Annotated in this window: 22 protein-coding genes and 4 pseudogenes; 12 read left to right on the top strand and 14 right to left on the bottom strand. The window is 74.3% G+C overall.

Going from position 1 to position 23,437, the window contains the following annotated elements:
- The first annotated feature begins 64 nt into the window (after positions 1-64).
- On the top strand, positions 65-898 hold the full coding sequence (locus ABD946_RS25830; RefSeq protein ID WP_345287515.1) for a S1 family peptidase: 834 nt from the start codon (positions 65-67) through the stop codon (positions 896-898).
- Between the two features lie 64 nt (positions 899-962).
- Here ABD946_RS25830 and ABD946_RS25825 read toward each other — a convergent pair whose 3' ends face one another.
- Positions 963-1,328 (bottom strand): DoxX family protein, encoded by a 366-nt coding sequence (locus ABD946_RS25825; RefSeq protein ID WP_345287514.1) that lies wholly within the window; start codon positions 1,326-1,328, stop codon positions 963-965.
- Positions 1,329-1,565: 237 nt separating this feature from the next.
- On the opposite strand from ABD946_RS25825, the gene ABD946_RS25820 reads away from it, so the two are divergent.
- The 5 genes from ABD946_RS25820 to ABD946_RS25800 all read left to right on the top strand — a co-directional run bounded on the left by ABD946_RS25820 (position 1,566) and on the right by ABD946_RS25800 (position 5,680).
- A complete protein-coding gene (locus ABD946_RS25820) occupies positions 1,566-1,967 on the top strand; it encodes a sortase-dependent protein (RefSeq protein ID WP_345287512.1) in 402 nt (133 codons plus the stop codon).
- Positions 1,968-1,970: 3 nt separating this feature from the next.
- Positions 1,971-2,765: a class F sortase gene (locus ABD946_RS25815; protein WP_345287510.1), complete on the top strand. Its 795-nt coding sequence runs from the start codon at positions 1,971-1,973 to the stop codon at positions 2,763-2,765.
- Positions 2,766-2,904: 139 nt separating this feature from the next.
- Entirely contained in the window at positions 2,905-3,681 is a 777-nt protein-coding gene (locus ABD946_RS25810) for an FG-GAP repeat protein (RefSeq protein WP_345287509.1), read from the top strand.
- Between the two features lie 101 nt (positions 3,682-3,782).
- Positions 3,783-4,436, top strand: a complete 654-nt coding sequence (locus ABD946_RS25805) for a response regulator (RefSeq protein ID WP_380150486.1) — start codon at positions 3,783-3,785, stop codon at positions 4,434-4,436.
- Positions 4,433-5,680 carry a sensor histidine kinase gene (locus ABD946_RS25800; RefSeq protein ID WP_345287507.1) on the top strand — a complete coding sequence of 416 codons (1,248 nt, stop codon included), beginning with the start codon at positions 4,433-4,435 and terminating at the stop codon, positions 5,678-5,680. The genes ABD946_RS25805 and ABD946_RS25800 overlap by 4 nt, the downstream gene beginning before the upstream one ends.
- Positions 5,681-5,703: 23 nt before the next feature.
- Here ABD946_RS25800 and ABD946_RS25795 read toward each other — a convergent pair whose 3' ends face one another.
- The gene (locus tag ABD946_RS25795; RefSeq protein ID WP_345287505.1) at positions 5,704-6,231 is read right to left on the bottom strand and encodes an AAA family ATPase; all 528 of its coding nucleotides are present in this window, start codon (positions 6,229-6,231) and stop codon (positions 5,704-5,706) included.
- Between the two features lie 73 nt (positions 6,232-6,304).
- Between ABD946_RS25795 and ABD946_RS25790 the strand changes: the two genes are divergently transcribed.
- From ABD946_RS25790 to ABD946_RS25780, 3 genes are read left to right on the top strand one after another with little or no spacing between them, the layout of a single operon-like run.
- Positions 6,305-6,922, top strand: coding sequence for a TetR/AcrR family transcriptional regulator (locus ABD946_RS25790; protein WP_345287504.1), 618 nt, complete (start codon positions 6,305-6,307; stop codon positions 6,920-6,922).
- Positions 6,915-8,549: an acyl-CoA dehydrogenase family protein gene (locus ABD946_RS25785; RefSeq protein WP_345287503.1), complete on the top strand. Its 1,635-nt coding sequence runs from the start codon at positions 6,915-6,917 to the stop codon at positions 8,547-8,549. Before ABD946_RS25790 ends, ABD946_RS25785 begins: the two co-directional genes overlap by 8 nt.
- Positions 8,546-9,436, top strand: coding sequence for an amidohydrolase family protein (locus tag ABD946_RS25780; RefSeq protein WP_345287501.1), 891 nt, complete (start codon positions 8,546-8,548; stop codon positions 9,434-9,436). Before ABD946_RS25785 ends, ABD946_RS25780 begins: the two co-directional genes overlap by 4 nt.
- 21 nt (positions 9,437-9,457) lie before the next feature.
- On the opposite strand, the gene ABD946_RS25775 is transcribed toward ABD946_RS25780, so the two are convergent.
- The 3 genes from ABD946_RS25775 to ABD946_RS25765 all read right to left on the bottom strand — a co-directional run bounded on the left by ABD946_RS25775 (position 9,458) and on the right by ABD946_RS25765 (position 12,283).
- The gene (locus ABD946_RS25775) at positions 9,458-10,945 is read right to left on the bottom strand and encodes a hypothetical protein (protein WP_345287499.1); all 1,488 of its coding nucleotides are present in this window, start codon (positions 10,943-10,945) and stop codon (positions 9,458-9,460) included.
- Positions 10,946-11,139: 194 nt separating this feature from the next.
- Complete coding sequence (locus ABD946_RS25770) at positions 11,140-11,937, bottom strand: inositol monophosphatase family protein (protein WP_345287498.1); 798 nt, start codon at positions 11,935-11,937, stop codon at positions 11,140-11,142.
- Between the two features lie 94 nt (positions 11,938-12,031).
- Entirely contained in the window at positions 12,032-12,283 is a 252-nt protein-coding gene (locus ABD946_RS25765; protein ID WP_345287496.1) for a hypothetical protein, read from the bottom strand.
- A gap of 974 nt (positions 12,284-13,257) precedes the next feature.
- Between ABD946_RS25765 and ABD946_RS25760 the strand changes: the two genes are divergently transcribed.
- The gene (locus ABD946_RS25760; protein WP_345287494.1) at positions 13,258-13,440 is read left to right on the top strand and encodes a hypothetical protein; all 183 of its coding nucleotides are present in this window, start codon (positions 13,258-13,260) and stop codon (positions 13,438-13,440) included.
- 45 nt (positions 13,441-13,485) lie between these two features.
- The gene (locus ABD946_RS25755) at positions 13,486-13,680 is read left to right on the top strand and encodes a hypothetical protein (protein ID WP_345287492.1); all 195 of its coding nucleotides are present in this window, start codon (positions 13,486-13,488) and stop codon (positions 13,678-13,680) included.
- Positions 13,681-17,737: 4,057 nt separating this feature from the next.
- Here ABD946_RS25755 and ABD946_RS42930 read toward each other — a convergent pair.
- Genes ABD946_RS42930 through ABD946_RS25750 form a run of 3 tightly spaced genes read right to left on the bottom strand, consistent with a single transcriptional unit; the run spans position 17,738 to position 18,614 of the window.
- Positions 17,738-18,103, bottom strand: coding sequence for a hypothetical protein (locus ABD946_RS42930; RefSeq protein WP_425558699.1), 366 nt, complete (start codon positions 18,101-18,103; stop codon positions 17,738-17,740).
- Positions 18,010-18,477 carry a hypothetical protein gene (locus ABD946_RS42925; RefSeq protein ID WP_425558698.1) on the bottom strand — a complete coding sequence of 156 codons (468 nt, stop codon included), beginning with the start codon at positions 18,475-18,477 and terminating at the stop codon, positions 18,010-18,012. Before ABD946_RS42925 ends, ABD946_RS42930 begins: the two co-directional genes overlap by 94 nt.
- A complete protein-coding gene (locus tag ABD946_RS25750; protein ID WP_345287490.1) occupies positions 18,474-18,614 on the bottom strand; it encodes a hypothetical protein in 141 nt (46 codons plus the stop codon). Before ABD946_RS25750 ends, ABD946_RS42925 begins: the two co-directional genes overlap by 4 nt.
- A gap of 516 nt (positions 18,615-19,130) precedes the next feature.
- Between ABD946_RS25750 and ABD946_RS25745 the strand changes: the two are divergent.
- Positions 19,131-19,671: pseudogene (locus tag ABD946_RS25745) on the top strand (ATP-binding protein).
- A gap of 23 nt (positions 19,672-19,694) precedes the next feature.
- On the opposite strand, the gene ABD946_RS25740 reads toward ABD946_RS25745, so the two are convergent.
- The 6 genes and pseudogenes from ABD946_RS25740 to ABD946_RS42915 form a co-directional block, all read right to left on the bottom strand.
- On the bottom strand, positions 19,695-19,904 hold the full coding sequence (locus ABD946_RS25740; RefSeq protein ID WP_345287489.1) for an ATP-binding protein: 210 nt from the start codon (positions 19,902-19,904) through the stop codon (positions 19,695-19,697).
- Between the two features lie 6 nt (positions 19,905-19,910).
- Complete coding sequence (locus ABD946_RS25735; RefSeq protein ID WP_345287634.1) at positions 19,911-20,069, bottom strand: hypothetical protein; 159 nt, start codon at positions 20,067-20,069, stop codon at positions 19,911-19,913.
- Between the two features lie 113 nt (positions 20,070-20,182).
- Positions 20,183-20,275, bottom strand: a pseudogene (locus ABD946_RS25730) (histidine kinase dimerization/phospho-acceptor domain-containing protein); the annotation flags it as partial.
- An 81-nt stretch (positions 20,276-20,356) separates the two neighbouring features.
- On the bottom strand, positions 20,357-20,644 hold the full coding sequence (locus tag ABD946_RS25725; protein WP_345287487.1) for a hypothetical protein: 288 nt from the start codon (positions 20,642-20,644) through the stop codon (positions 20,357-20,359).
- A gap of 289 nt (positions 20,645-20,933) precedes the next feature.
- A pseudogene (locus ABD946_RS42920) lies at positions 20,934-21,215 on the bottom strand (winged helix-turn-helix domain-containing protein); the annotation flags it as partial.
- 147 nt (positions 21,216-21,362) lie between these two features.
- Positions 21,363-21,593: pseudogene (locus tag ABD946_RS42915) on the bottom strand (response regulator); the annotation flags it as partial.
- Positions 21,594-23,437 lie beyond the last annotated feature (1,844 nt).

The raw sequence follows: 23,437 nt of genomic DNA, 5'->3' as shown, positions 1-23,437 counted from the left end.
TCTTGACTTTTGAGTCATGTGCACGCCAAGTTGGTCCCACCCCCACACTCGAGAGGCAGTTCTCATGAAGAAGCCGCTCCTCGGCGCCGCCTGCGCGCTCGTGCTCGCCGGTGCTCCGGTCCTGGCCGCCACCCCGGCCTCGGCCGCCCCCTCCGCTCCGCTCGCGGCCGTGGACTTCGCGGGCACCGTGGCGCTCAGCAACTGCTCCGGCTCGCTGGTGCGCCTGCCCAACTCCCAGGCGGGCGACCCGGCCCTGATCCTCTCCAACGGCCACTGCCTGGACACCGGCATGCCGACCGCGGGCCAGGTGCTGGTGAACCGCTCCTCCAGCCGCACCTTCTCGCTGCTCAACTCGGCCGGCACCAAGGTCGCCACGCTGCGCGCCACCAAGATGGTCTACGGCACCATGACCGACACCGACGTGTCGATCTACCAGCTGAACACCACCTACGCCGCCATCAAGAGCTCGTACAACATCAGCCCGCTCACCGTCTCGGCGAGCCACCCGACCGCGGGCACCGCGATCAAGGTGGTCTCCGGCTACTGGAAGCGGATCTACTCCTGCAACGTCGACGGCTTCGTCTACCGTCTGAAGGAGGGGAGTTGGACCTTCAAGGACTCGGTCCGCTACACCTCCAGCTGCAACACCATCGGTGGCACCTCCGGCTCCCCGGTGGTGGACGCCAACACCGGCCAGGTGGTCGCGGTCAACAACACCGGGAACGAGGACGGCCAGCGCTGCACGGTGAACAACCCGTGCGAGGTCGACCAGGCCGGCAACGTCACGGTCCGCCAGGGCATCAACTACGCCCAGCAGACCTACCTGATCCCCGGCTGCTTCGGCCCGGGCAACGTGCTCAACCTCTCGCTCGCCGGCTGCGCCCTGCCCAAGCCCTGACCGACGCTCCTCCAGTGGCCGTCTCCTGGCCGACGGCGTGGCCCCGCTGCCCGGGGCCACGCCGTCAGGCGTTCCGCCGCACCCGCAATGCCCAGAGCACCAAGGGAAGTTGGGCGGGCACCCGGGCGAGCGCGGCGCCCCGCAGCGCGGCCGGGCGGTGCCGCCAGTCGTACGCCATCTTGACGTTGGCGGGCAGCACGGCGACGAACAGCCCGGCTGCGGCCAGCGCCCCCGCCCGCCTGGTCCTGGGCAGCGCCACCGCCGCGCCGACCGCCAGCTCGGCCACCCCGCTGACCTGGGTCCAGAGCCGGGGGGTGCCCGGCAGCGAGCGCGGCACGATGGCGTCGAACTGGCGCGGCACCACGAAATGGGCGACGCCGGCCCCGAGCAGCAGGCCGCTCAGCAGCTTGGCGGAACGCGTGGACGACACGTGGCCTCCCGGGCCGGGCGGGCGGCACCGGAACGGCGCCGCGACTGTTACCGGAGAGTAGCCGCCGGATCCGCCGGGCGGAAGACGCCGCCCGCCGCAGGGCCGGACGGACTGTTACAGAGCCTCGCGGTGGCTGTTACACGACCGGCCGACCACCGTGAGGTGCGGTTCCTAACGTCTGCCGTACCAACTCCCGGCCACCGGGCCGGGGGTGGCGAGCAATCGGGAGGAACCCCCATGGCAGGCACCACGAACATCCGCCGCGCGCTGCGCTTCGCCCTGGTCTCCGCAGGCGTCGCCGGTGCGGTGGCCCTCTCCGGCGCGGCCGCCCACGCCGACGGCAGCACCCCGGCCCCGCAGCCCTCGGCGTCCGTCTCCTCGCCGGCCGCGAAGCCCACCGCCGTCCCCAGCTCCCCGGCCCCGGCCGTCGAGAAGCCCACCGCCTCCGCGAGCCTGCCGGCCGGCAAGGGCAGCGCCGACCCGCAGGTCAAGGTGGTCCCCAAGGGCGGCGCCCAGACCGGTGAGGGCGAGAGCAAGGACTCCACCGCCACCCTGGTCCTCGGCTCGGGCCTGGCCGCCGCCGGTGCGGCCGGCATCGGCTTCGCGGTGCTGCGTCGCCGTGCCGGCGCCCGGGGCTAAGGCGTGAGCGCCGGATCACGCCGGGCGGCGCGCGACCGGGCGCGCGGCCCGCAGACGCCCGCCGACGCGGCGGAGCCGCACGAGGACCGGGCCGACGTGATCCGGCAGCCGCGGCACCGCCGTCGCCGCCGCCCGCGCTGGGCACCGGCCGCAGTGGCGGGGGCGCTGGCGCTGGGCGCCGGTGCGGTCCTGATCGGTGGCTGTTCGGCCGAGCAGCCACCGGTGCGGATCGCGGCCGCCGGGCAGTCGGTCCAGTCCGGGCAGTCGGTCCAGTCCGGACCGGCGGGCGGGGGAGCGGCGCAGTCCGCCACCACCCCGACGAAGCGTCAGGACGCGGCGGCGCAGGGCGCGGTGGCCCCGCCCAGCAGGCTGGTGATCCCCCGGATCGGGGTGGACGCGCCCGTCGGGGCGACCGGCCTCAACCCGGACGGCACGGTCGAGGTGCCGCCGATGGACCGCCCCGAGCAGGTCGGCTGGTACCGCAACGGACCGGCCCCGGGCCAGACCGGCCCGGCCGTGCTGCTCGGTCACCTGGACACCCGCAAGGGTCCGGCGGTCTTCCACCGGCTGCCGCAGCTCGCCCCGGGCGACCGGATCGAGCTGCGCCGGGAGGACGGCAGCACCGTCGCGTTCCGGGTGCGCGAGCTGAAGCAGTACCCGAAGGACGGGTTCCCGACCGAGCTGGTCTACGGGAACACCAGCACCGCGCAGCTCAGGCTGATCACCTGTGGCGGTGCGCTCGGCGGCGACGGGCACTACAAGGACAACATCATCGTGCTCGCCGACCTCCAGGCCTGACCCGTCCGCACCTCCGCACCGTCGGCACGTCCGCGCCGTCCGTCCGACCTGGGCGGACGGTGCGGACGTGCCGTCGGGCAGACTTGACCACCGATCACCGATCACCGAGCACCGACCCCACCGGAAGGCGACCAGCACCGTGAGCCGATGGCCCCGCCGTACCGCCCCGGGCTGGGGCGCCGTCCTGCTCGTGGTGGTCGCCGCGCTCTCCGGCTGCGGCGGCGCCGGGCAGCTGCACGACGCCGGCCCGGCCCGCGCGGTGGCGCTGCACCCCGTCTCCGAACCGCTCTGGCCCGAGGACGTGGCCTCCGCCGAGCCCTCCCCCTCGCCCTCCGGCTCGCGGCCGCCGCTCTCCCCGGTGCCCGGGATCACGGTCGCGAACGAGGACCTCCGCTCCGTCGACCTGCGCGCGCTGCTGACCAAGGACCCCGAGCTGCGGCCGGAGGAGAGCAAGGCCCTGACGGGCTGTCAGGGCTGCGCCGTCCGCCCCGCCCAGCTCCGCGACCTGAACGGGGACGGCCGTCCGGAGCTGCTCACCGCCGTGCAGTTCGGCTCGGGCTCCGGCTCCTCCTACCTCCACGTCTACGAGCTGCGCGGCGGCCGCCTCTACCCGGTGCTCACCCAGCAGGTGGAGAGCGGCTTCACGGCCGAGACCGTCGGGCCGAAGCTGGTGGTGCGCGAGCCCGACCGCACCAGGACCACCTACGCCTGGGACGAGGACCGGCTGCTGGTGGAGGACCGGCAGATCACCGGCCCCGGGGCCGACGGCGCGTACTGCGATCCGACCGCGGCGCCCACCGCCAAGATCGAGAAGGGCTCCGAGCCGAAGGTCTCGACGGCCCCCACCCCGGCCCCGCAGAAGCCCGCGCCCAAGCCGGTGCTCCCCAGCCCCGTCCCGTCCAGGTCGGCCGCGTGAGCGGCCCCGCACCCCGGAGCGTCCCCGTGCCCGAGACCGCCCCCGCCGCCCCGCGCATCCTGCTGGTGGAGGACGACGAGGTGATCCGCGAGGCCACCCGGATGGCGCTGGAGCGCTACGGCTTCCCGGTGGACACCGCCGTGGACGGGTTGGACGGCCTGGAGCGGTTCCGCGCGCGGCGGCCCGACCTGCTGCTGCTCGACGTGATGCTGCCGCTGCTCGACGGGGTCGGCCTGTGCCGCCGGATCCGCGAGGAGAGCCAGCTGCCGATCCTGATGATGTCGGCCCGCACCGAGCCGATCGACGTCATCTCCGGTCTGGAGGCGGGCGCCGACGACTACATCACCAAGCCCTTCGAGAGCGCCGTGCTGGTGGCCCGGATCCGCACCGTGCTGCGCCGCACCAGGGCGGTCGCCGAACCGGTGCCCGCCGCCGGGCCGCCGCCCGAGCCGGAGCCGTCGCGCGCGGTGCGGGTGATCGACGACCTGGAGCTGGACACCGAGGCGATGGAGGTCCGGGTGGCGGGCCGTCAGGTGCCGCTCACCCCGACCGAGTTGCGGCTGCTGCTGGAGTTCACCGCCGCGCCGGGCGTGGTGCTGGAGCGCCAGACCCTGCTGGAGCGGGTCTGGGACTACTCCTGGGACGCCGACAGCCGGGTGGTCGACGTGCACGTGCAGCGCCTGCGCGCCAAGATCGGCGCGGGCCGGATCGAGACCATCCGTGGCTTCGGCTACAAGCTGCGGCGGTCCGGGTGAACCTGCGCGGTCAGATCGCCGCGACCGTCGCCCTGGTCTCCGTGCTGGTCGCCATCACGGTCGGCCTGCTGGTGCACCGGGCCTCCGTCGCACAGCACACCGGGCAGGCCAGGAAGGCCGCCGAGAACGCGCTGGAATCGGTGCTCGACGGCTACGCGCGCGGCGGCGACCTCGGCCTCGCCTGGGGCGCGTCGACCAGCGACCCCGCCCTCCCCGAGGAGCTGCGCCGGCTGGCCGAGCGCGGCCGGCACGGCTCGGTGCTCGGCGCCGGGCCGAACGGCACCGTGATGTGGGCGGCCGCCCCGCTCGGCCTCGGCCCCGGCACCGGCAACGACGGCGCGGCGGCGCAGGTGCTCTCGGTCCGGATCGACTACGCCGACGACGAGCGGGCCATCGCCCAGCTCGACCGGTCCATCCAGGTCTCGGCCGCGCTCTCGGTGGCCGTCACCGTGCTGGCCGGGGTCTTCGCCGCCGACCGGATCAGCGGACGGCTGCGCACCGCCGCCCGCACCGCCCGCACCATCGCCAAGGGCGACCTGACGGCCCGGATCGGACCGATCGGCGGCCCCCGCGACGAGGTGACCGAACTCGCCTCGGCGGTGGACTCGATGGCGGGCGTGCTCAGCAGCAAGCTGGCCAACGAACAGCGCTTCACCGCCGATGTGGCGCACGAGCTGCGGACCCCGCTGACCGGGCTGCTCACGGCGGCGGAGCTGCTGCCGCCGGGGCGGCCGACCGAGCTGGTGCAGGACCGGGTGCGGGTGCTGCGCAGCCTGACCGAGGACCTGCTGGAGGTCTCCCGGCTGGACGCGGGGGCCGACCGGCCGGAGCTGACGGCCGTTCAGCTCGGCCCGGTGGCCGCCCGGGTGGTGGCGGCCGCGACGGCCCCCACCGAGCTGCGGATCGAGTCCGACGCGCTGGTCACCACCGATGTCCGCCGGCTCGACCGGGTGCTCTCCAACCTGGTGGCCAACGCCCACCGGCACGGCCGCGGCCCGGTCCTGGTCCGGGTCGAGGGCCCGGTGCTGACGGTCCGTGACCACGGCCCCGGCTACCCGGAGGACGTCCTCGCCGAGGGGCCGCAGCGCTTCCGCACCGGCGCCCGCGAACGCGGCCACGGCCACGGGCTCGGCCTCACCATCGCCCAGGGCCACGCCGAGGCCCTCGGCATCGCGCTGACGCTGGCCAACCACCCGGAGGGCGGTGCCCTCGCGGAGCTGAGGCTGCCGTCGGCCGAGGGCTGAGCGGGCCCGGTTCCTGAGCGGGCTCAGTTGGTGACCGCGTAGGCGATCCGGCGGGCGGCGTGGAGGGGCGTCAGCTCGGTGGTGTCGATCACTTCGGCCTCGGCGTGCAGCCAGCCCGCGGCCGCCTCGGCGTACGGCTCCAGGTGACGCAGGCGGAACGGGGACGGGCCGGGGCCGAGCACGCGGTCGTTCTCGATCCGGGCGCGCAGGGTGTCCTGGTCGGCGTGGAGCACGAAGTGCCGTACCGGGATGGAGTGTTCGGCGAGGCCCGCGCTGATCTCCCGCCAGTACTGCTCCACCAGCACGGTCATCGGCACCACCAGCGTGCCCCCGGTGTACTCCAGCACCCGCCGCGCGGTCTCCACCACCAGGGGCCGCCACGGCGGCCAGTGCTGGAAGTTGTCGGTCGCGGGCAGGCCGGGGGAGATGTCCATCAAGGTCTCGCCGACCTTCTCGGCGTCGAACACCCGGGAGTCGGGAACCAGTTCCTGCACCAGCGGCGCGGTGGTGCTCTTGCCCGCCCCGTGCGTTCCGTTCAGCCATACGATCATCGCCCCACACTAGCCCGGCGCACCGTGCCCGCGGGTCTTTTCGAAGCAGTGAATCGGTGCTTCAATCCTTGGCATGGCCTACCGTCGCACCCCCGCCGTCCAAGCCCGCCTCGACGCCCAGCGGGAGACGGTGCTGGCCGCGGCCGTGGCGCTGCTGGCCGAGCGGGGGTACGCGGGCTGCTCGATGGCGGCGGTGGCGGAGCGGGCCGGGATCGCGACCGGGTCGATGTACCGGCACTTCGCCGGGAAGGCCGAGCTGTCGGTGGAGCTGTTCCGCGCGGTGGTGACCGGTGAGCTCGCGGCCGTGGGGGCGGCGGTGGGCAAGGCGGCCGCCGACGGGGCCGGGCCGCACCGGCTGGTCGCCGCCGTGGTGGAGACCTTCGCCGCCCGTGCGCTGGCCGCACCCAGGCTCGCCTACGCGCTGCTCGCCGAGCCGGCCGACCAGGTGGTGGACGCCGAGCGGCTGGTGTTCCGCCGGGCCTTCCGCGACCTGATGGCCGTTCAGATAGCCCCGGCCGTCGCCGACGGCCGGCTGCCCGAGCAGGACGCCGAGCTGACCGCCGCCGCGCTGGTCGGTGCGATCGGCGAGGCCCTGGTCGGCCCGCTCGCCGCGGGCCTGGGCCGGGACGACGTGATCCCGGCGCTCATCTCCTTCACCCGACGCGCCCTTGGGGGGCAGCACGATGCCTGACACGCACGAGGTCACCAACCAGGTGCCCGACCTGTACGGCCACGACGTGGCCGCCGACCCGACCCTGCTGGCCGCCCTGCACCGGGCCGGGGCCGGCTGGGCCGAGGAGCAGCTGCACGCCCTCGGCCGGCTGGCGGGCACCGAACGGGCCGCCGAGTGGGGCCGGTTGGCCAACGAGTACGAGCCGGTGCTACGCACCCACGACCGCTACGGCCACCGGATCGACGAGGTGGAGTTCCACCCCGCCTGGCACGAGCTGATGACCGTCGCGGTGGAGCACGGCCTGCACGCCGCTCCCTGGCGCGACGGGCGCCGCGGCGCGCACACCGCCCGGGCGGCCAAGTTCTACGTCTGGGGGCAGGTCGAGGCCGGGCACAGCTGCCCGATCTCGATGACCTACGCCTCGGTGCCCGCGCTGCGGGCCACCCCGGCGCTGGCCGAGCAGTACGAACCCCTGCTGGCCGCCCGCTCCTACGACTTCGGGCTGCGCGAGCCGCACGGCAAGAGCGGCCTGATCGCCGGCATGTCGATGACCGAGAAGCAGGGCGGCTCGGACGTCCGGGCCAACACCACCACCGCCGAGCCGCAGGCCGACGGCACCTACCGGATCACCGGCCACAAGTGGTTCACCTCCGCCCCGATGTCCGACCTGTTCCTGACGCTGGCCCAGGCCCCGGGCGGGCTCAGCTGCTTCGTGCTGCCCCGGGTACTGCCTGACGGCGAGCGGAACCGGCTGCGGATCCAGCGGCTCAAGGACAAGCTGGGCAACCGCTCCAACGCCTCCGCCGAGCTGGAGTACGACGGCGCGGTCGGCTGGCTGGTCGGCGAGGAGGGCCGGGGCGTGCCCACCATCATCGAGATGGTGAACATGACCCGGCTGGACTGCACCTTGGGCGCCGCCTCCGGGATGCGGCTCGGCGCCGTCCGGGCGCTCCACCACACCACCCACCGGCGGGCGTTCGGCGCCGCGCTGGTGGACCAGCCGCTGATGCGCAACGTGCTGGCCGACCTGGTGGTGGAGTCCGAGGCCGCCACCGCCGTCGCCCTGCGGCTGGCCGAGGCCACCGACCGGGCGCTGGCGGGGGACCAGCAGGAGGCGCTGGTGCGGCGGTTGGGGCTGGCTGCGGCCAAGTACTGGGTCTGCAAGCGCGGTCCGATGCACGCCGCCGAGGCGCTGGAGTGCTTCGGCGGCAACGGCTACGCCGAGGAGTCCGGCATGCCCCGGCTCTACCGGGAGGCCCCGCTGGTCTCCATCTGGGAGGGCTCGGGGAACGTGGCCGCGCTGGACGCGCTGCGCGCGATGGCCCGGCGTCCGGAGACGGTGGAGGCGCTGCTCGGCGAGCTGGACGCGGCCGCCGGGGCGGACCGGCGGCTGGACGCGGCGGTGGCCGGCCTGCGCAAGCAGCTCGGCGAGACCTCCGAACTCGAGTACCGCACGCGCCGGTTGGTGGAGTCGATCGCGCTGGCCTTCCAGGGCTCCCTGCTGGTCCGGTACGGCGACCCGGCGGTGGCCGACGCGTTCTGCGCCTCCCGGCTGGGCGGCGAGCACGGCGGCGCCTTCGGCACCCTGCCGACCGGTGTGGACACGGCTGCCGTGCTGGCCCGGGCCACGGCCCGGCCCGCATGAGCGAGACCGAGGAGGTCCGGGCGTTCTGGCGGGGTCTGGGCCTGCCCGGCCTCGTCGACGTGCACACGCACTTCATGCCGGAGCGGGTGCTGGCCAAGGTGTGGGCCTACTTCGACCAGGTCGGTCCGCTGACCGGGCGGCCGTGGCCCATCACCTACCGCGAGGAGGAGGACCAACGGGTCGCCCGGCTGCGGGAGTTCGGGGTGCGCGCGTTCACCTCGATGCTCTACCCGCACAAGCCGGGGATGGCCGCCTGGCTGAACTCCTGGTCGGCGGAGTTCGCCGCCCGCACCCCGGACTGCCTGCACACCGCCACCTGCTACCCCGAGCCGGAGGCGGCCGAGTACGTGGCGAAGGCCCTGGCCGACGGCGCCCAGGTCTTCAAGTGCCACGTCCAGGTGGGCGACTACGACCCCACCGACCCGCTGCTCGACCCGGTCTGGGGCCAACTGGCCGAGGCCGGCGTGCCGGTGGTGACGCACTGCGGCTCCGGGCCGACGCCCGGCAAGCACACCGGGCCCGGCCCGATCGCCGCGGTGCTGGCCAGGCACCCCGGTCTGCGGCTGGTGGTCGCCCACCTGGGCCTGCCGGAGTACCGGGAGTTCCTGGAGCTGGCCGAGCGCCACCCCGGGGTGCACCTGGACACCACCATGGCCTTCACCGAGTTCAGCGAGGAACTCGCGCCCTTCCCCCGGGACTTGCTGCCCCGGCTGGCCGACCTGGGTGACCGGGTGCTGCTCGGCAGCGACTTCCCGAACATCCCCTACCCGTACCTCGCCCAGCTCCGCGCCCTCGCGGACCTCGGGCTGGGCGACGACTGGCTCCGGGCGGTCTGCCACGACAACGGCGCCCGCCTGTTCGGCCTGCCGCCGGGGGTTCGGAGCTGACCGCGGTGGGGCGCGGCGGCGTCACGCGTCGCTCCGCCCCACCAGGCGGACCTCCGGCTCCCGGCCCACGGTCCGCATCAGCCCGGTCCTCGGGTGCCACGAGACGGAGAGGTCGGAGCCACACTCCAGGGCGTGGCGCCTGCGTCGGAGGCGGTCGACCCGCCCGGGCTCGGCGAAGGCGCCGGGCGTGACGCGCAGGTGGGTGATCCCCTCGACCACCTCCGTCAGCAGGTCCCAGCCCTCCCGGCGCCCGCCGCCGTCCTGGGGCGGGAGGGCGAACTGGAGCACGGCCGTGCCCGGTTGGCGGTGCAGCCGGATCTCCTCGAAGTCGGCCGTCAGCAGCCGCAGCGCGGCCGCCGGCGGCAGGGCGGGGAGGTCGAAGGCCGTCGGCCAGGGCCGGCGGCTCAGGTCCAGGGCCAGCCGCCGGCCCCAGGCCCCGGCCGGGCCCGTGCCGCTGTTCACATGGAGCACGTTGGCGAACCAGTTCACCAGGGAGTCACCACCGAGCTCCACCCATCGGTGGATCAGAGCCCGGAAGCCCTTCCCGCCCAGCCGGCCGGCCGCCAGGGCATCCGTCCCCGCACCCTGGAAGACCCGACAGACGTCGAGGACCGCACGCTGGTCGTTCCGGTCGGTGGAGGCACCGAGCGAGGCCTTCGCCAGTGCCTGTCGCACCAGTGCGGCCGCCAGGTGGGAGCTCCGGTCCGGGGGCAGTGGCCACCTCTCGGTCCGGTCGGTCCGGCGGCGCCGCCGTTCGCTCCGCCCCTCGGGGACCGGCGGGTGCAGCAGGGCGGCGGCGAGGCCCTCCTCGCTGTGGTGCCAGTACCAGTCGCCGTTGCGGAACTCGGACCGCTCCGCTACCAGGCGGCCGTGACCGCCCGTCAGGACCTCGGTCCGGCCCTCGTCGGTGGACCAGCCGAGCTCGCCGGACGAGCCGAGGCCCCCCTCGAAGGCTGACTCCGTGACTCCGGTCAGGCGGACGGCCATCCTGGCGGGCTGCCGCACGGGCTCGTTGACGGCGTAGCGGCGCGGCAGCACCAGGCCGAGGGACGCGTCGACCCCGCCGGGTACGGACTCCAGGGACAGGCCGGTGAACCGGGCGGCCGCCGGGTCGTACGGCGCGAGGGCCGCACGGCCGAGCGCCTGGACCGCAGGGGGCTGGAGCTCCCCGTCCCAGCCCCGCTCGGGGATGGTCGGATCGACGGCCGGAGCGGGTCCGAGCAGGCCCGCCGCGTCCGGGAGTTCCGACGCCCAGGCGTGCTGGTCGCCGTCGAATCCCGCCATCCGGCGCAGCGTCCTGCGGGCGAGCCACTCCCCGGCCGGGGCCGGCCGGGCGGCCGCGGCGGTGAAGAACGGGCGGGTGTGGTCCTCGCCGACCGGATGCCAGGGGTCGGTCTCACGGCGGATCAGCTGCCGGTCGAGCGTCCGGGCGTCGACGGCGGCGTCGGCGATCCGGGCGAACGAACGGTCGAGCAGCTCGGCCAAGGCGCGCAGTGCGGACGGCGGCACGATCCCCCCAGGGTCCGGGACTTCCTCGCAGCGGTCACCGGCCGCTCCGTACACACGGCGGCCGGAAGGTCCCCTGCCCCGGCCCGGCCGTGCCGAAGCCGCCCGGGGTCCGCACGGTGTGCCGCCCGGACCGGACCGGGGGTGTGGCGACACCCTCGGCCCCGGCCCGGCCCGGACGGTCCGTCAGACCGCCCCTAGGGACCGAGCTGCCCGGCCAGGGCGAGCGCGTCCAGCAGCCCCGGGTGCAGCAGGGGATGCGCGGCCAGCAGCCCGTCCGCATCAGGGGTCCAGCGCTTTCCCTCGGTGTCCGTCACCAGGGCGCCCGCCTCGCGGGCGATCAGGGCACCGGGCAGCAGGCCGACCGGATCCGGGCCGTACTCCCAGAAGCCGTTCAGCTGGCCCGAGCCGACCTGGGCCAGCTGGAGGGCCACCGGGCCGAGGTCGCACACGGCCAGCACCCGGGCCGCGACGGCGGTCAGCGACTCCCCGGCCCGGCGCAGCTCCTCCCGGCCGGCCGCCGGCGGCCGGCCGGTGCCGATCACGCAGGTGTCCGGGTCCCGTTCGGGCGGGGCGATCGCCCGGCCGTTCAGGCGTGCGCCGCCGCCGAGTTCGGCGGTGTAGGTGGCGTGCAGGGACGGGGCGTGCACCACCGCGAGCACCGGCTCGCCGTCCCGCAGCAGGGTGGCGGTGACGGCCCAGTGCGGCAGCGCGTTCAGGTACTGCGCGGCCCCGTCGGTGGTGTCGCAGGACCACCACTCGCCGTCCTCGGGCACGGTGGTGGCGGACTCCCCGTCCAGCCAGCCGGCCCCGGGGCGCAGCGCCCCGAGACGCTCCCGCAGCTGCGCCGTGGCGGGCTCCTCCACCCATGCCAGGGCGGCCAGGGCCTCGGCCGTCGTCCGGCCCGGCCAGGGCCGGGCCGACTGGCGCTCCGTCAGGAACTCACCGACCGCCCGCACCGCGGCGGCCACCTCGGGTATAGAACACTCCTTCATGCCTTGCGCTCCCTCCGGTCACGGTCACTGCACAGAGAGGTACCGTGATCGAGCGGAACGCGAACCCGCAGATGTGAAGCCGAGTGCGAACGGATCAGGCGCCGGTGGTGGAGCCGGGGCGGATCACCATCAGCACGGTGACCACCGCCCAGAGGAGGTTGAAGAGGCCGGCGGTCATCGGGAGCAGGCGCAGGCCCTTGACGGCGCGGTCCTGCTCGGCCTGGTCCTGCGGCGCGTCGAGGGCGTCGACGGTGGCCTGCTGGCCGGGCACCACGAAGAGCAGCATCAGGGCCGCGGCCAGGCCGGTGAGCACCATCGAGGTGATCAGCCAGACGTCGCCCATCACGCCCATCACCTGGGCGGTGCCGATCCCCAGCCCGAGCCAGGCTTGCTCGGTCCAATCTTTAGCCCGGCCCCCCCCCTCATCGCGTCTTTCACCTTCCCCCCGTACCCAAGATGCCCCACCTCGCCCCTTGATCCTCGTTTGTATCTCTCTCTTCTTCACTCTTCTTCCCCTTCATCCTCCCTCACTCCGTTCTCGAGACTTCCTCGGCGATCACTCACGTGTGGATATCCTGGCCGCAGTGCTCTTCATCCCGCGGTGGCGGTGACGGTGAGCATGTTCCCGCGCGGCGAAGGCCGCACTGGCGGGCGGGGGAGGACCGGCCGCAGGCCGAGGCCTCGGTGCGGCTGCTGCAACGACACCAGGTCTACGCGCTGCTCGGCCTCGCGTGCCGCTGCTGGGATCGGCACCGCCCAGGTGATGGCGTGATGGGCGACGCTGGCTGATCACCTCGATGGTGCTCACCGGCCTGGCCGCGGCCTGATGCTGCTCTTCGTGGTGCCCGGCCAGCAGGCACACGTCGACGCCCTCGACGCGCCGCAGGACCAGGCGAGCAGGACCGGCCGTCAAGGGCCTGCGCCTGCTCCCGATGACCGCCGCCTCTTCAACCTCCTCTGGGCGTGGTCACCGTGCTGATGGTGATCCGCCCCGGCTCCACCACCCGGCGCTGATCCGTTCGCACTCGGCTTCAATCTGCGGGTTCGCGTTCCGCTCGATCAGGTACCTCTCTGTGCAGTGACCGTGACCGGAGGGAGCGCAAGCATGAAGGAGTGTTCTATACCCGAGGTGCCGCCGCGGTGCGGCGGTCGGTGAGTTCCTGACGGAGCGCCAGTCGGCCCGGCCCTGGCCGGGCCGGACGACGGCCGAGGCCCTGGCCGCCATGGCATGGGTGGAGGAGCCCGCCACGGCGCAGCTGCGGGAGCGTCTCGGGGCGCTGCGCCCCGGGCGGCTGGCTGGACGGGGAGTCCGCCACCACCGTGCCGAGGACGGCGAGTGGTGCGTCCTGCGACACCACCGACGGGGCCGCGCAGTACCTGAACGCGCTGCCGCACTGGGCCGTCACCGCCAACCTGCTGCGGGACGGCGAGCCGGTGCGCGCGGTGGTGCACGCCCCGTCCCTGCCGCACTACACCGCGAACTCGGCGGCGGCGCACGCCTGAACGGCCGGGCGATTCGCCCCGCCCGAACGGGACCCGGACACCTGCGTGATCGCACGGCCGCGCCGGCGGCGGCCGGGAGGAGCTGCGCCGGGGCGGGAGTCGCTGACCGCCGTCGCGGCACGGGGCTCGCCGTGTGCGGACCTCGGCCCGGTGGCCCTCCAGCTGGCCCAGGTCGGTCGCCAGCTGAACGGCTTCTGGGAGTACGGCCCGGTCCGGTCGGCCTGCTGCCCGGTGCCCTGATCGCCCGCGAGGCGGGCGCCCTGGTGACGGACACCGAGGGAAAAGCGCTGGACCCCTGATGCGGACGGGCCTGTGTGGCCGCGCATCCCCTGCTGCACCCGGGGCGCTGGACCGCGCTCGCCCTGGCCGGGCAGCTCGGTTCATATAGGGCGCCTCGGTCTCCCGACGCGTAAACCTGTACCGGGCCGGGCCGGGGACAGTAGGGTGTCGCACACCCCCGCAGTCCGGTCCGGGACGGCCACACCGTGCGGAACACCGGGCCTGGCCACTTCAGAGCCACGGCCGGGCCGGTGCCCAGAGCAGGGGACCTTCACGGCGCCGTGTTGTACGGAGCGGCACGGGGACCGCATGAACGAAGCCCCGCAAGCTCCACGGACACCTGGGGGGATCGTTTGACCCGACCACCCCGCTTCCGCACTGCGCTGGCTCTTGGCCCCGAGACTGCTAGACCGTTCGTACTCGCCGGCACTCGCCGACACAGATCGTCACCCACGTCGACACTAGCCCACACGGACGCATCGTCCCCGGCAAAGCCTGATCCGCACCGATTGGAGGAACAGACCCCTGGCATCCGGTCGGCGAGGACACACCCGCCCGTTCTTCACCGCCGCGGCCGCCCGGCCGGCCCCGGCCGGGGAGTGGCTCGCCCGCAGGACGCTGCGCCGATGGCGGGATTCGACGGCGACCAGCACGCCTGGGGCGTCGGAACTCCCCGGACGCGGCGGGCCTGCTCGGACCCGCTCCGGCCGTCGATCCGACCATCCCCGAGCGGGGCTGGGACGGGAGCTCCAGCCCCCTGCGGTCCAGGCGCTCGGCCGTGCGGCCCTCGCGCCGTACGACCCGGCGGCCGCCCGGTTCACCGGCCTGTCCCTGGAGTCCGTACCCGGCGGGGTCGACGCGTCCCTCGGCCTGGTGCTGCCGCGCCGCTACGCCGTCAACGAGCCCGTGCGGCAGCCCGCCAGGATGGCCGTCCGCCTGACCGGAGTCACGGAGTCAGCCTTCGAGGGGGGGCCCTCGGCTCGTCCGGCGAGCTCGGCTGGTCCACCGACGAGGGCCGGACCGAGGTCCTGACGGGCGGTCACGGCCGCCTGGTAGCGGAGCGGTCCGAGTTCCGCAACGGCGACTGGTACTGGCACCACAGCGAGGAGGGCCTCGCCGCCGCCCTGCTGCACCCGCCGGTCCCCGAGGGGCGGAGCGAACGGCGGCGCCGCCGGACCGACCGGACCGAGAGGTGGCCACTGCCCCCGGACCGGAGCTCCCACCTGGCGGCCGCACTGGTGCGACAGGCACTGGCGAAGGCCTCGCTCGGTGCCTCCACCGACCGGAACGACCAGCGTGCGGTCCTCGACGTCTGTCGGGTCTTCCAGGTGCGGGGACGGATGCCCTGGCGGCCGGCGGCTGGGCGGGAAGGGCTTCCGGGCTCTGATCCACCGATGGGTGGAGCTCGGTGGTGACTCCCTGGTGAACTGGTTCGCCAACGTGCTCCATGTGAACAGCGGCACGGGCCGGCCGGGGCCTGGGGCCGGCGGCTGGCCCTGGACCTGAGCCGCCGGCCTGGCCGACGGCCTTCGACCTCCCCCGCCCTGCCGCCGGCGGCCGCGCTGCGGCTGCTGACGGCCGACTCGAGAGATCCGGCTGCACCGACAACCGGGCACGGCCGTGCTTGCAGTTCGCCCTCCCGCCCCAGGACGGCGGCGGGCGCCGGGAGGGCTGGGACCTGCTGACGGAGGTGGTCGAGGGGATCACCCACCTGCGCGTCACGCCCGGCGCCTTCGCCGAGCCCGGGATCGGGTCGGACCGCGCTCCGACGCAGGCGCACACGCCCCGGAGTGTGGCTCCGACCTCTCCGTCTCGTGGTCACCCGAGGTACTCAAAATGTGGGCTGATGCGCACCGTGCGGCCGGGAGCGGAGGTCCGCCTGGTGGGGCGGAGCAGCACGAGCAGCTCGAGCGCCGCCGCGCCCCACCGCGCGTCAGCTCCGACCCCACGGCGGCACGGCCGAACAGGCGGGCGCCGTTGTGCGTGGCCAGACCGCACCGGAGCCAAGTCGTCGCGCAGCCCGAGCGGGTCGCGTGAGGGCCGCGGAGCTGGCCGAGGTACGTGGTAGGGATGGTGCGGGAAGTATCCGCTGCCGTAGCGCAGCCGGTCACGCCCGGTCGGCCAGCCGGGGCCCTAGCAGTCCCGGGGGAACGGCGCGAGATCCTCGCAATGAACTCGGTGCAGGCCGTGGTGGTGCTCCAGGTGCGCGACCCGGGGTGGCGCCCTCGCCAGCTCCGAGAACTCCCACTGCCGTACTCCGGCAGTGGCCCAGGTGGGCTGACCACCAGCCGCGGACCGGGTGCATCGGCAACGCCAGCCCGACCGCGGCGATCGGGCACGGGACCCGCGTGTGGCGCTGCCGGGCGTCGGCCCGGAGCCGGCATGCGTCACCACGGGCAGCGCCGGCCAGCGGCCAGTTGGCCCACATGACCGGCCCGCCTCGAGCAGCGGGTCGGTGCGCCTCCACATGTGATTCGTAGCCTCCAGTCGCCCCACCTGGACGTGGCACTTGAACGACCTCGGGCGCCGTCGGCCTAGGGCCTTCGCGGCACGTACTCGGCGCGCGCGCCTCACGCTCGGCGGTAGCACGTGCGCGGGCTCGCTGTGCAGGCAGTCCGGGTGCGTGCGCGGCGAACTCCGCTCAGACCGAGGAGTTCTAGCACAGGCCGGCATACCCACGCTTGTGCCCGCCTAGACGCATGACCCGCCTGCTGTACAACGCGACGCGACCACGACCGTAACGTCCCGCAGCCGCGACCCTGCATGGTCCTCCTCACGTCGCGCGTCAGGGTGATGTCCACGTGCCGCCCGGTCAGCGGAACGATCGCTGGATCCGACAGTAGTGCCCACACCAATGTCATGAGCCAGCACCGGCTCAACAGGCATGAAGTCGAGTCCGTGCACGTCGTAACGAGGCCGGGCAGGCCAGAGCACGCCACGACCTGCCGGACCTCCTCGGTCTCGCTATCCCTATGCGGGCCGCGGCTCGATGGCCCGGCAGCACGGAGCCCGTGTCACACCGGCGGCAGGGTGCCGAAGGCGCCCACGCTCCCCACGTATCGCTCGACGCCCCACCAGCCAGGGCACGGCACGCAGGAAACCGCGTCGGCCACCGCCGGCAGTCGCCGTACGGACTCAGCACGGTGAGCCCCGCAGGCCAGCGCGATCGACTGCCACCAACGGACCCCGCGTGCGGTACACGAGCTTCGGAGGTCTCGCCGCAGCTTGACTTGCGCAGGCCGCCACCTCCAGCCGCGTCCAGCCGCACGGTCCGCCCCGTGCGCACGCGTACGAGCTTCGCCAAGCCAGCAGCGCACCCTCACTTGTACTCCGGCAGCGCGGCCACACCGCGCGCAGCGCGTCACACGCGCGGCACCAGTTTACGAGCGTAGCCCTCCCACGCATGCGAGTACCAGCGGGCGCCTCCCGTAGAGCATGCATCAGCCGTACCTCCTCGGCGTAGCCCTGTTGCCGCCAGAAGCACTCCAGCGCCTCGGCGGCGTGCATCGGACGCCGCGCTTGCAGACAGTACTTGGCCGCAGCCGAGCCCAGCCAACCGCCACCAGACGCCTACTGACTGGTCCCCCGCCAGCGCCCAGGTCGGTGGCCTCGGCCAAGCCGCAGCGGCGACGGCGGTGGCGGCCTCGGACTCCACCACCAGGTCAGGCCAGCACGTTGCGCAATCAGGGCTGGTCCACCAGCGCTGGCGCCGAACGCCCGCCGGTGGGTGGTGTGGTGGAGCTGCCCGGACGGCGCCGAGCCGCATCCCGGAGGCGGCGCCCAAGGTGCCAGTCCAGCCGGATCATGTTCACCATCTCGATGATGGTGGGACGCCCCGGCCCTCCCTCGCCGACCAGCCAGCGACGCGCGCCGTCGTACTCCAGCTCGGCGGAGGCGTTGAGCGGTTGCCCAGCTTGTCCTGCAGCGAGCTGACCGCAGCGGCTTCCGCTCGCCGTCAGCTAGTACCAAGGGGCAGCACGAAGCAGCTGAGCCCGCCGGGAGGGCCTGGGCACAGCAGTCAGGAACAGGTCGGACATCGGGGCGGAGGTGAACCACTTGTGGCCGGTGATCGGTAGGTGCCGTCGGCCTGCGGCTCGGCGGTATGTGTGTGTTGGCCCGGACTGTCCGAGTCCGCCTGCTCCTCGGTCATCGACATGCCGCGATCAGGCCGCTCTTGCCGTGCGGGCTCGCAGCACACCCCGAAGTCGTATGAGCGGGCGGCCAGCAGGGGTTCGTACATGCTCGGCCCAGCGCCGGGGTGCGCCCGCAGCGCGGGCACCGAGGCGTAGGTCATCGAGATCGGCAGCTTGTGCCCGGCCTCGACCTGCCCCAGACGTAGAACTCTGGCCGCCCACGAGGCGTGTGTGGCGCGCCCGCGGCGCACCGCGTGCGCGCCAGGGAGCGCGCTCCGTGCAGCGGCCGTGCTCCACCTGCGACGGTCATCAGCTCGTGCCAGGCGGGGTGGAACTCCACCTCGTCGATCCGGTGGCCAGTAGCGGTCGTGGGTGCGTAGCACGCTCGTACTCGCTTGGCCAACCGGGCCCCACTCGGGCGGCCCGTTCGGTGCCCGCCAGCCGGCGAGGGCGTGCAGCTGCTCCTCGGCCAGCCGGCCCCGCCCGGGCAGGGCGGCCAGCAGCGGTCGGGTCGGCGGCCACGTCCGTGGCGTACAGGTCGGGCACTGTTGGTGACCTCGTGCGTGTCAGCATCGTGCTGCCCCCCAAGTGGCGCGTCGGGTGAAGGAGAGAGCGCGTGGATCACGTCGTCCGGCCCAGGCCCGCGGCGAGCGGGCCGACCAGGCCTCGCCGATCGGCACCGACCAGCGCGGCGGCGTCAGCTCGGCGTCCCTGCTCGGCAGCCGGGCCGTCGGCGACGGCCGGGGCTATCTGAACGGCCAATCAAGTCGCGGAAGGCCCGGCGGAACACCAGCCGCCGGCAGTCCACCACCTGGTCGGCCGGCTCGGCGAGCAGCGCGTAGGCGAGCCATGGGTGCGGCCAGCGCACGGGCGGCGCAAGGTCTCCACCACGGCGGCGACCAGCCGGTGCGGCCCGGCCCCGTCGGCGGCCGCCTTGCCCACCGCCGCCCCACGGCCGCGAGCTCACCGTCACCACCGCGCGGAACAGCTCCACCGACAGCTCGGCCTTCCCGCGAAGTGCCGGTACATCGACCCTGGTCACGCACGATCCCGGCCTCGCTCCGCCACCGCCGCCATCGAGTCAGGACCCGCGTACACACACGCTCGGCCAGCACAAGCGCCACGGCTCACGACGGCCAGCACCCGTCTCCGTCTGGGGCGGTCGAGGCGGCTTGACGGCGGGGTGCGACACGGTAGGCCATGCCAACGGATTGAAGCACCGATTCACTGCTTCGAAAAGACCCGCGGCACGGTCGCGCCGGGCGTAGTGTGGCGGCGATGATCGTATGGCTGAATGGCGGACGCACCGGGGCGGACAAGACAAAGCACCACCGCGCCGCTGGTGCTAGGAACTGGTCCCGGGACTCGCCGGGTGTGTCGGACGCCGAGAGACGGCGAGACCTTGATGGACATCTCCACCCGGCCTGCCCGCGACCAGACAACTTCCAGCACTGGCCGCCGTGGCGGCCCCTGGTGGTGGAGACCGCGCGGCGGGTGCTGGAGTACACCGGGGGGCACGCTGGTGGGTGCCGATGACCGTGCTGGTGGAGCAGTACTGGCGGGAGATCAGCGCGGGCCTCGCCGAACACTCCATCCCGGTACGGCACTTCGTGCTCCACGCCGACCAGGACACCCTGCGCGCCCGGATCGAGAACGACCGCGTGCTCGGCCCCGGCCCGTCCCGTTCCGCCTGCGTCACCTGGAGCCGTACGCCGAGGCGGCCGCGGGCTGGCTGCACGCCGAGGCCGAAGTGATCGACACCACCGAGCTGACGCCCCTCCACGCCGCCCGCCGGATCGCCTACGCGGTCACCAACTGAGCCCGCTCAGGAACCGGGCCCGCTCAGCCCTCGGCCGACGGCAGCCTCAGCTCCGCGAGGGCACCGCCCTCCGGGTGGTTGGCCAGCGTCAGCGCGATGCCGAGGGCCTCGGCGTGGCCCTGGGCGATGGTGAGGCCGAGCCCGTGGCCGTGGCCGCGTTCGCGGGCGCCCGGTGCGGAAGCGCTGCGGCCCCTCGGCGAGGACGTCCTCCGGGTAGCCGGGGCCGTGGTCACGGACCGTCAGCACCGGGCCCTCGACCCGGACCAGGACCGGGCCGCGGCCGTGCCGGTGGGCGTGGCCACCAGGTTGGAGAGCACCCGGTCGAGCCGGCGGACATCGGTGGTGACCAGCGCGTCGGACTCGATCCGCAGCTCGGTGGGGGCCGTCGCGGCCGCCACCACCGGGCGGCCACCGGGCCGAGCTGAACGGCCGTCAGCTCCGGCCGGTCGGCCCCCGCGTCCAGCCGGGAGACCTCCAGCAGGTCCTCGGTCAGGCTGCGCAGCACCCGCACCCGGTCCTGCACCAGCTCGGTCGGCCGCCCCGGCGGCAGCAGCTCCGCCGCCGTGAGCAGCCCGGTCAGCGGGGTCCGCAGCTCGTGCGCCACATCGGCGGTGAAGCGCTGTTCGTTGGCCAGCTTGCTGGCTGAGCACGCCCGCCATCGAGTCCACCGCCGAGGCGAGTTCGGTCACCTCGTCGCGGGGCCGCCGATCGGTCCGATCCGGGCCGTCAGGTCGCCCTTGGCGATGGTGCGGGCGGTGCGGGCGGCGGTGCGCAGCCGTCCGCTGATCCGGTCGGCGGCGAAGACCCCGGCCAGCACGGTGACGGCCACGAGAGCGCGGCGAGACCTGGATGGACGGTCGAGCTGGGCGATGGCCCGCTCGTCGTCGGCGTAGTCGATCCGGACCGAGAGCACCTGCGCCGCCGCGCCGTCGTTGCCGGTGCCGGGGCCGAGGCCGAGCGGGGCGGCGCCCACATCACGGTGCCGTTCGGCCCGGCGCCGAGCACCGAGCCGTGCCGGCCGCGCTCGGCCAGCCGGCGCAGCTCCTCGGGGAGGGCGGGGTCGCTGGTCGACGCGCCCCAGGCGAGGCGAGGTCGCCGCCGCGCGCGTAGCCGCTCGAGCACCGATTCCAGCGCGTTCTCGGCGGCCTTCCTGGCATGCCCGGTGTGCTGTGCGACGGAGGCCCGGTGCACCAGCAGGCCGACCGTGATGGCGACCAGCACGGAGACCAGGGCGACGGTCGCGGCGATCTGACCGCGCAGGTTCACCCGGACCGCCGCAGCTTGTAGCCGAAGCCACGGATGGTCTCGATCCGGCCCGCGCCGATCTTGGCGCGCAGGCGCTGCACGTGCACGTCGACCACCCGGCTGTCGGCGTCCCAGGAGTAGTCCCAGACCCGCTCCAGCAGGGTCTGGCGCTCCAGCACCACGCCCGGCGCGGCGGTGAACTCCAGCAGCAGCCGCAACTCGGTCGGGGTGAGCGGCACCTGACGGCCCGCCACCCGGACCTCCATCGCCTCGGTGTCCAGCTCCAGGTCGTCGATCACCCGCACCGCGCGCGACGGCTCCGGCTCGGGCGGCGGCCCGGCGGCGGGCACCGGTTCGGCGACCGCCCTGGTGCGGCGCAGCACGGTGCGGATCCGGGCCACCAGCACGGCGCTCTCGAAGGGCTTGGTGATGTAGTCGTCGGCGCCCGCCTCCAGACCGGAGATGACGTCGATCGGCTCGGTGCGGGCCGACATCATCAGGATCGGGCAGCTGGCTCTCCTCGCGGATCCGGCGGCACAGGCCGACCCCGTCGAGCAGCGGCAGCCATCACGGTCGAGCAGCAGCAGGTCGGGCCGCCGCGCGCGGAAACCGCATCCAGGCCGTCCAACCCGTCCACGGCGGTGTCCACCGGGAAGCCGTAAGCGCTCCAGCGCCATCCGGGTGGCCTCGCGGGATCACCTCGTCGTCCTCCACCAGCAGGATGCGCGGGGCGGCGGGGGGCGGTCTCGGGCACAGGGGGACGCTCCGGGGTGCGGGGCCGCTCACGCGGCACGACCTGGACGGGACGGGGGCTGGGGAGCACCGGCTTGGGCGCGGGCTTCTGCGGGGCCGGGGTGGGGGCCGTCGAGACCTTCGGCTCGGAGCCCTTCTCGATCTTGGCGGTGGGCGCCGCGGTCGGATCGCAGTACGCGCCGTCGGCCCCGGGGCCGGTGATCTGCCGGTCCTCCACCAGCAGCCGGTCCTCGTCCCAGGCGTAGGTGGTCCTGGTGCGGTCGGGCTCGCGCACCACCAGCTTCGGCCCGACGGTCTCGGCCGTGAAGCCGCTCTCCACCTGCTGGGTGAGCACCGGGTAGAGGCGGCCGCCGCGCAGCTCGTAGACGTGGAGGTAGGAGGAGCCGGAGCCCGAGCCGAACTGCACGGCGGTGAGCAGCTCCGGACGGCCGTCCCCGTTCAGGTCGCGGAGCTGGGCGGGGCGGACGGCGCAGCCCTGACAGCCCGTCAGGGCCTTGCTCTCCTCCGGCCGCAGCTCGGGGTCCTTGGTCAGCAGCGCGCGCAGGTCGACGGAGCGGAGGTCCTCGTTCGCGACCGTGATCCCGGGCACCGGGAGAGCGGCGGCCGCGAGCCGGAGGGCGAGGGGGAGGGCTCGGACGGAGGCCCACGTCCTCGGGCCGAGCGCGTGTGGCAGGAGACGGGTGTGCGCGCCACCGGCGCGGGCTCGTGCGCGGCGTCGTGCAGAGCTGCCCTGCGGCGCCGCGCCGCACGCGAGAGCGCGGTCGACCACATGCGCGAGCAGGACGGCTGCCCCAGCCCGGGGTCGGTACGCGGTGCTCATCGGGACTCACGGTGCTGGTCGCCTGTCCGGTGGGGTCGGTGCTCGCGTGATGGTGATCGGTGGTCAAGTCGTGCGCGACGGCGCACGTCGCCCGTCCGGCCCGAGAGTCGGAGCAGAGGACGGACGGCGCGACGTGCCGACGGTGCGGAGGGCGGACGGGTGCAGGCTCGCTGGAGGTCGCGACGTGACAACGATGATGTTGATCCTTGGTAGGTGCCCGTCAGCCTGGCCGAGCGCACCGCCAACAGGTGATCAGCCTGAGGCTGTCGCGGTTGCTGGTTGTTCCGTAGACACCAGCTCGGTTCGGGAACCCGTCCTTTCGGTACTGCTTTCAGCTGCGCGCGCACCCGGAAACGCGACGGTGCTGCCGTCCTCCCCCGCAGCTCGATCCGGTCGCCCGGGGCAGCTGCGGCAGCCGGTGGAAGACCGCCGACCCTTGCGGGTGTCCAGCGTGACCGAGCAGCACGGGCCAGCGGGCGCGTCTGGCCCGGGGCCGGTCCGTTGCGCGTACCAGCCGACCTGCTCGAGGGGCGGGCCATCGTGCGGCACCTCGACCGTGGCCGTCGGGGTTGAGGCCGCGTCGCCCGACGGGCGCGTCCACTCCGATACCCGGGGGATCACCCAGCCTGCTGGGGCGGGCCACCGCGCCCTGCGCGCCGCGTCCTGAAGCTTCGTCGGGGTGGTGCGGACTGCGCCGCTCCCGGCCCACCGGACCGGTCCAGGACTGGACCGACTGCCCGGACTGGACCGACTGCCCGGCGGAGGCCGCGATCCGCACCGGTGGGCCTGCTCGGCCAACAGCCAACCGATCAGGACCGCACTCGGGCGCCAGCCACAGCGCCCCCCCCCACTGCGCCGGCCCGTGCCAGCGGCGGCGGCGGCGACGGCGGTGCCGCGGCCTGCCTGGATCGAAGGGTGGGTGCGCCCGTTCCTCCGCGTGCGCTCCGA

The organism is Kitasatospora albolonga, from assembly GCF_039535905.1.
Lineage (GTDB): Bacteria > Actinomycetota > Actinomycetes > Streptomycetales > Streptomycetaceae > Kitasatospora > Kitasatospora albolonga.
This window is presented reverse-complemented; position numbering and strand designations above follow the sequence as displayed.

Excerpts from the sequence above, each read along its gene's own strand:
- ABD946_RS25830 (WP_345287515.1), top strand. The coding sequence starts at position 65 with ATGAAGAAGCCGCTCCTCGGCGCCGCCTGCGCGCTCGTGCTCGCCGGT.
- ABD946_RS25820 (WP_345287512.1), top strand. The coding sequence starts at position 1,566 with ATGGCAGGCACCACGAACATCCGCCGCGCGCTGCGCTTCGCCCTGGTC.
- ABD946_RS25805 (WP_380150486.1), top strand. The coding sequence starts at position 3,783 with ATGGCGCTGGAGCGCTACGGCTTCCCGGTGGACACCGCCGTGGACGGG.
- ABD946_RS25795 (WP_345287505.1), bottom strand. The coding sequence starts at position 6,231 with ATGATCGTATGGCTGAACGGAACGCACGGGGCGGGCAAGAGCACCACC.
- ABD946_RS25790 (WP_345287504.1), top strand. The coding sequence starts at position 6,305 with ATGGCCTACCGTCGCACCCCCGCCGTCCAAGCCCGCCTCGACGCCCAG.
- ABD946_RS25785 (WP_345287503.1), top strand. The coding sequence starts at position 6,915 with ATGCCTGACACGCACGAGGTCACCAACCAGGTGCCCGACCTGTACGGC.
- ABD946_RS25780 (WP_345287501.1), top strand. The coding sequence starts at position 8,546 with ATGAGCGAGACCGAGGAGGTCCGGGCGTTCTGGCGGGGTCTGGGCCTG.
- ABD946_RS25770 (WP_345287498.1), bottom strand. The coding sequence starts at position 11,937 with ATGAAGGAGTGTTCTATACCCGAGGTGGCCGCCGCGGTGCGGGCGGTC.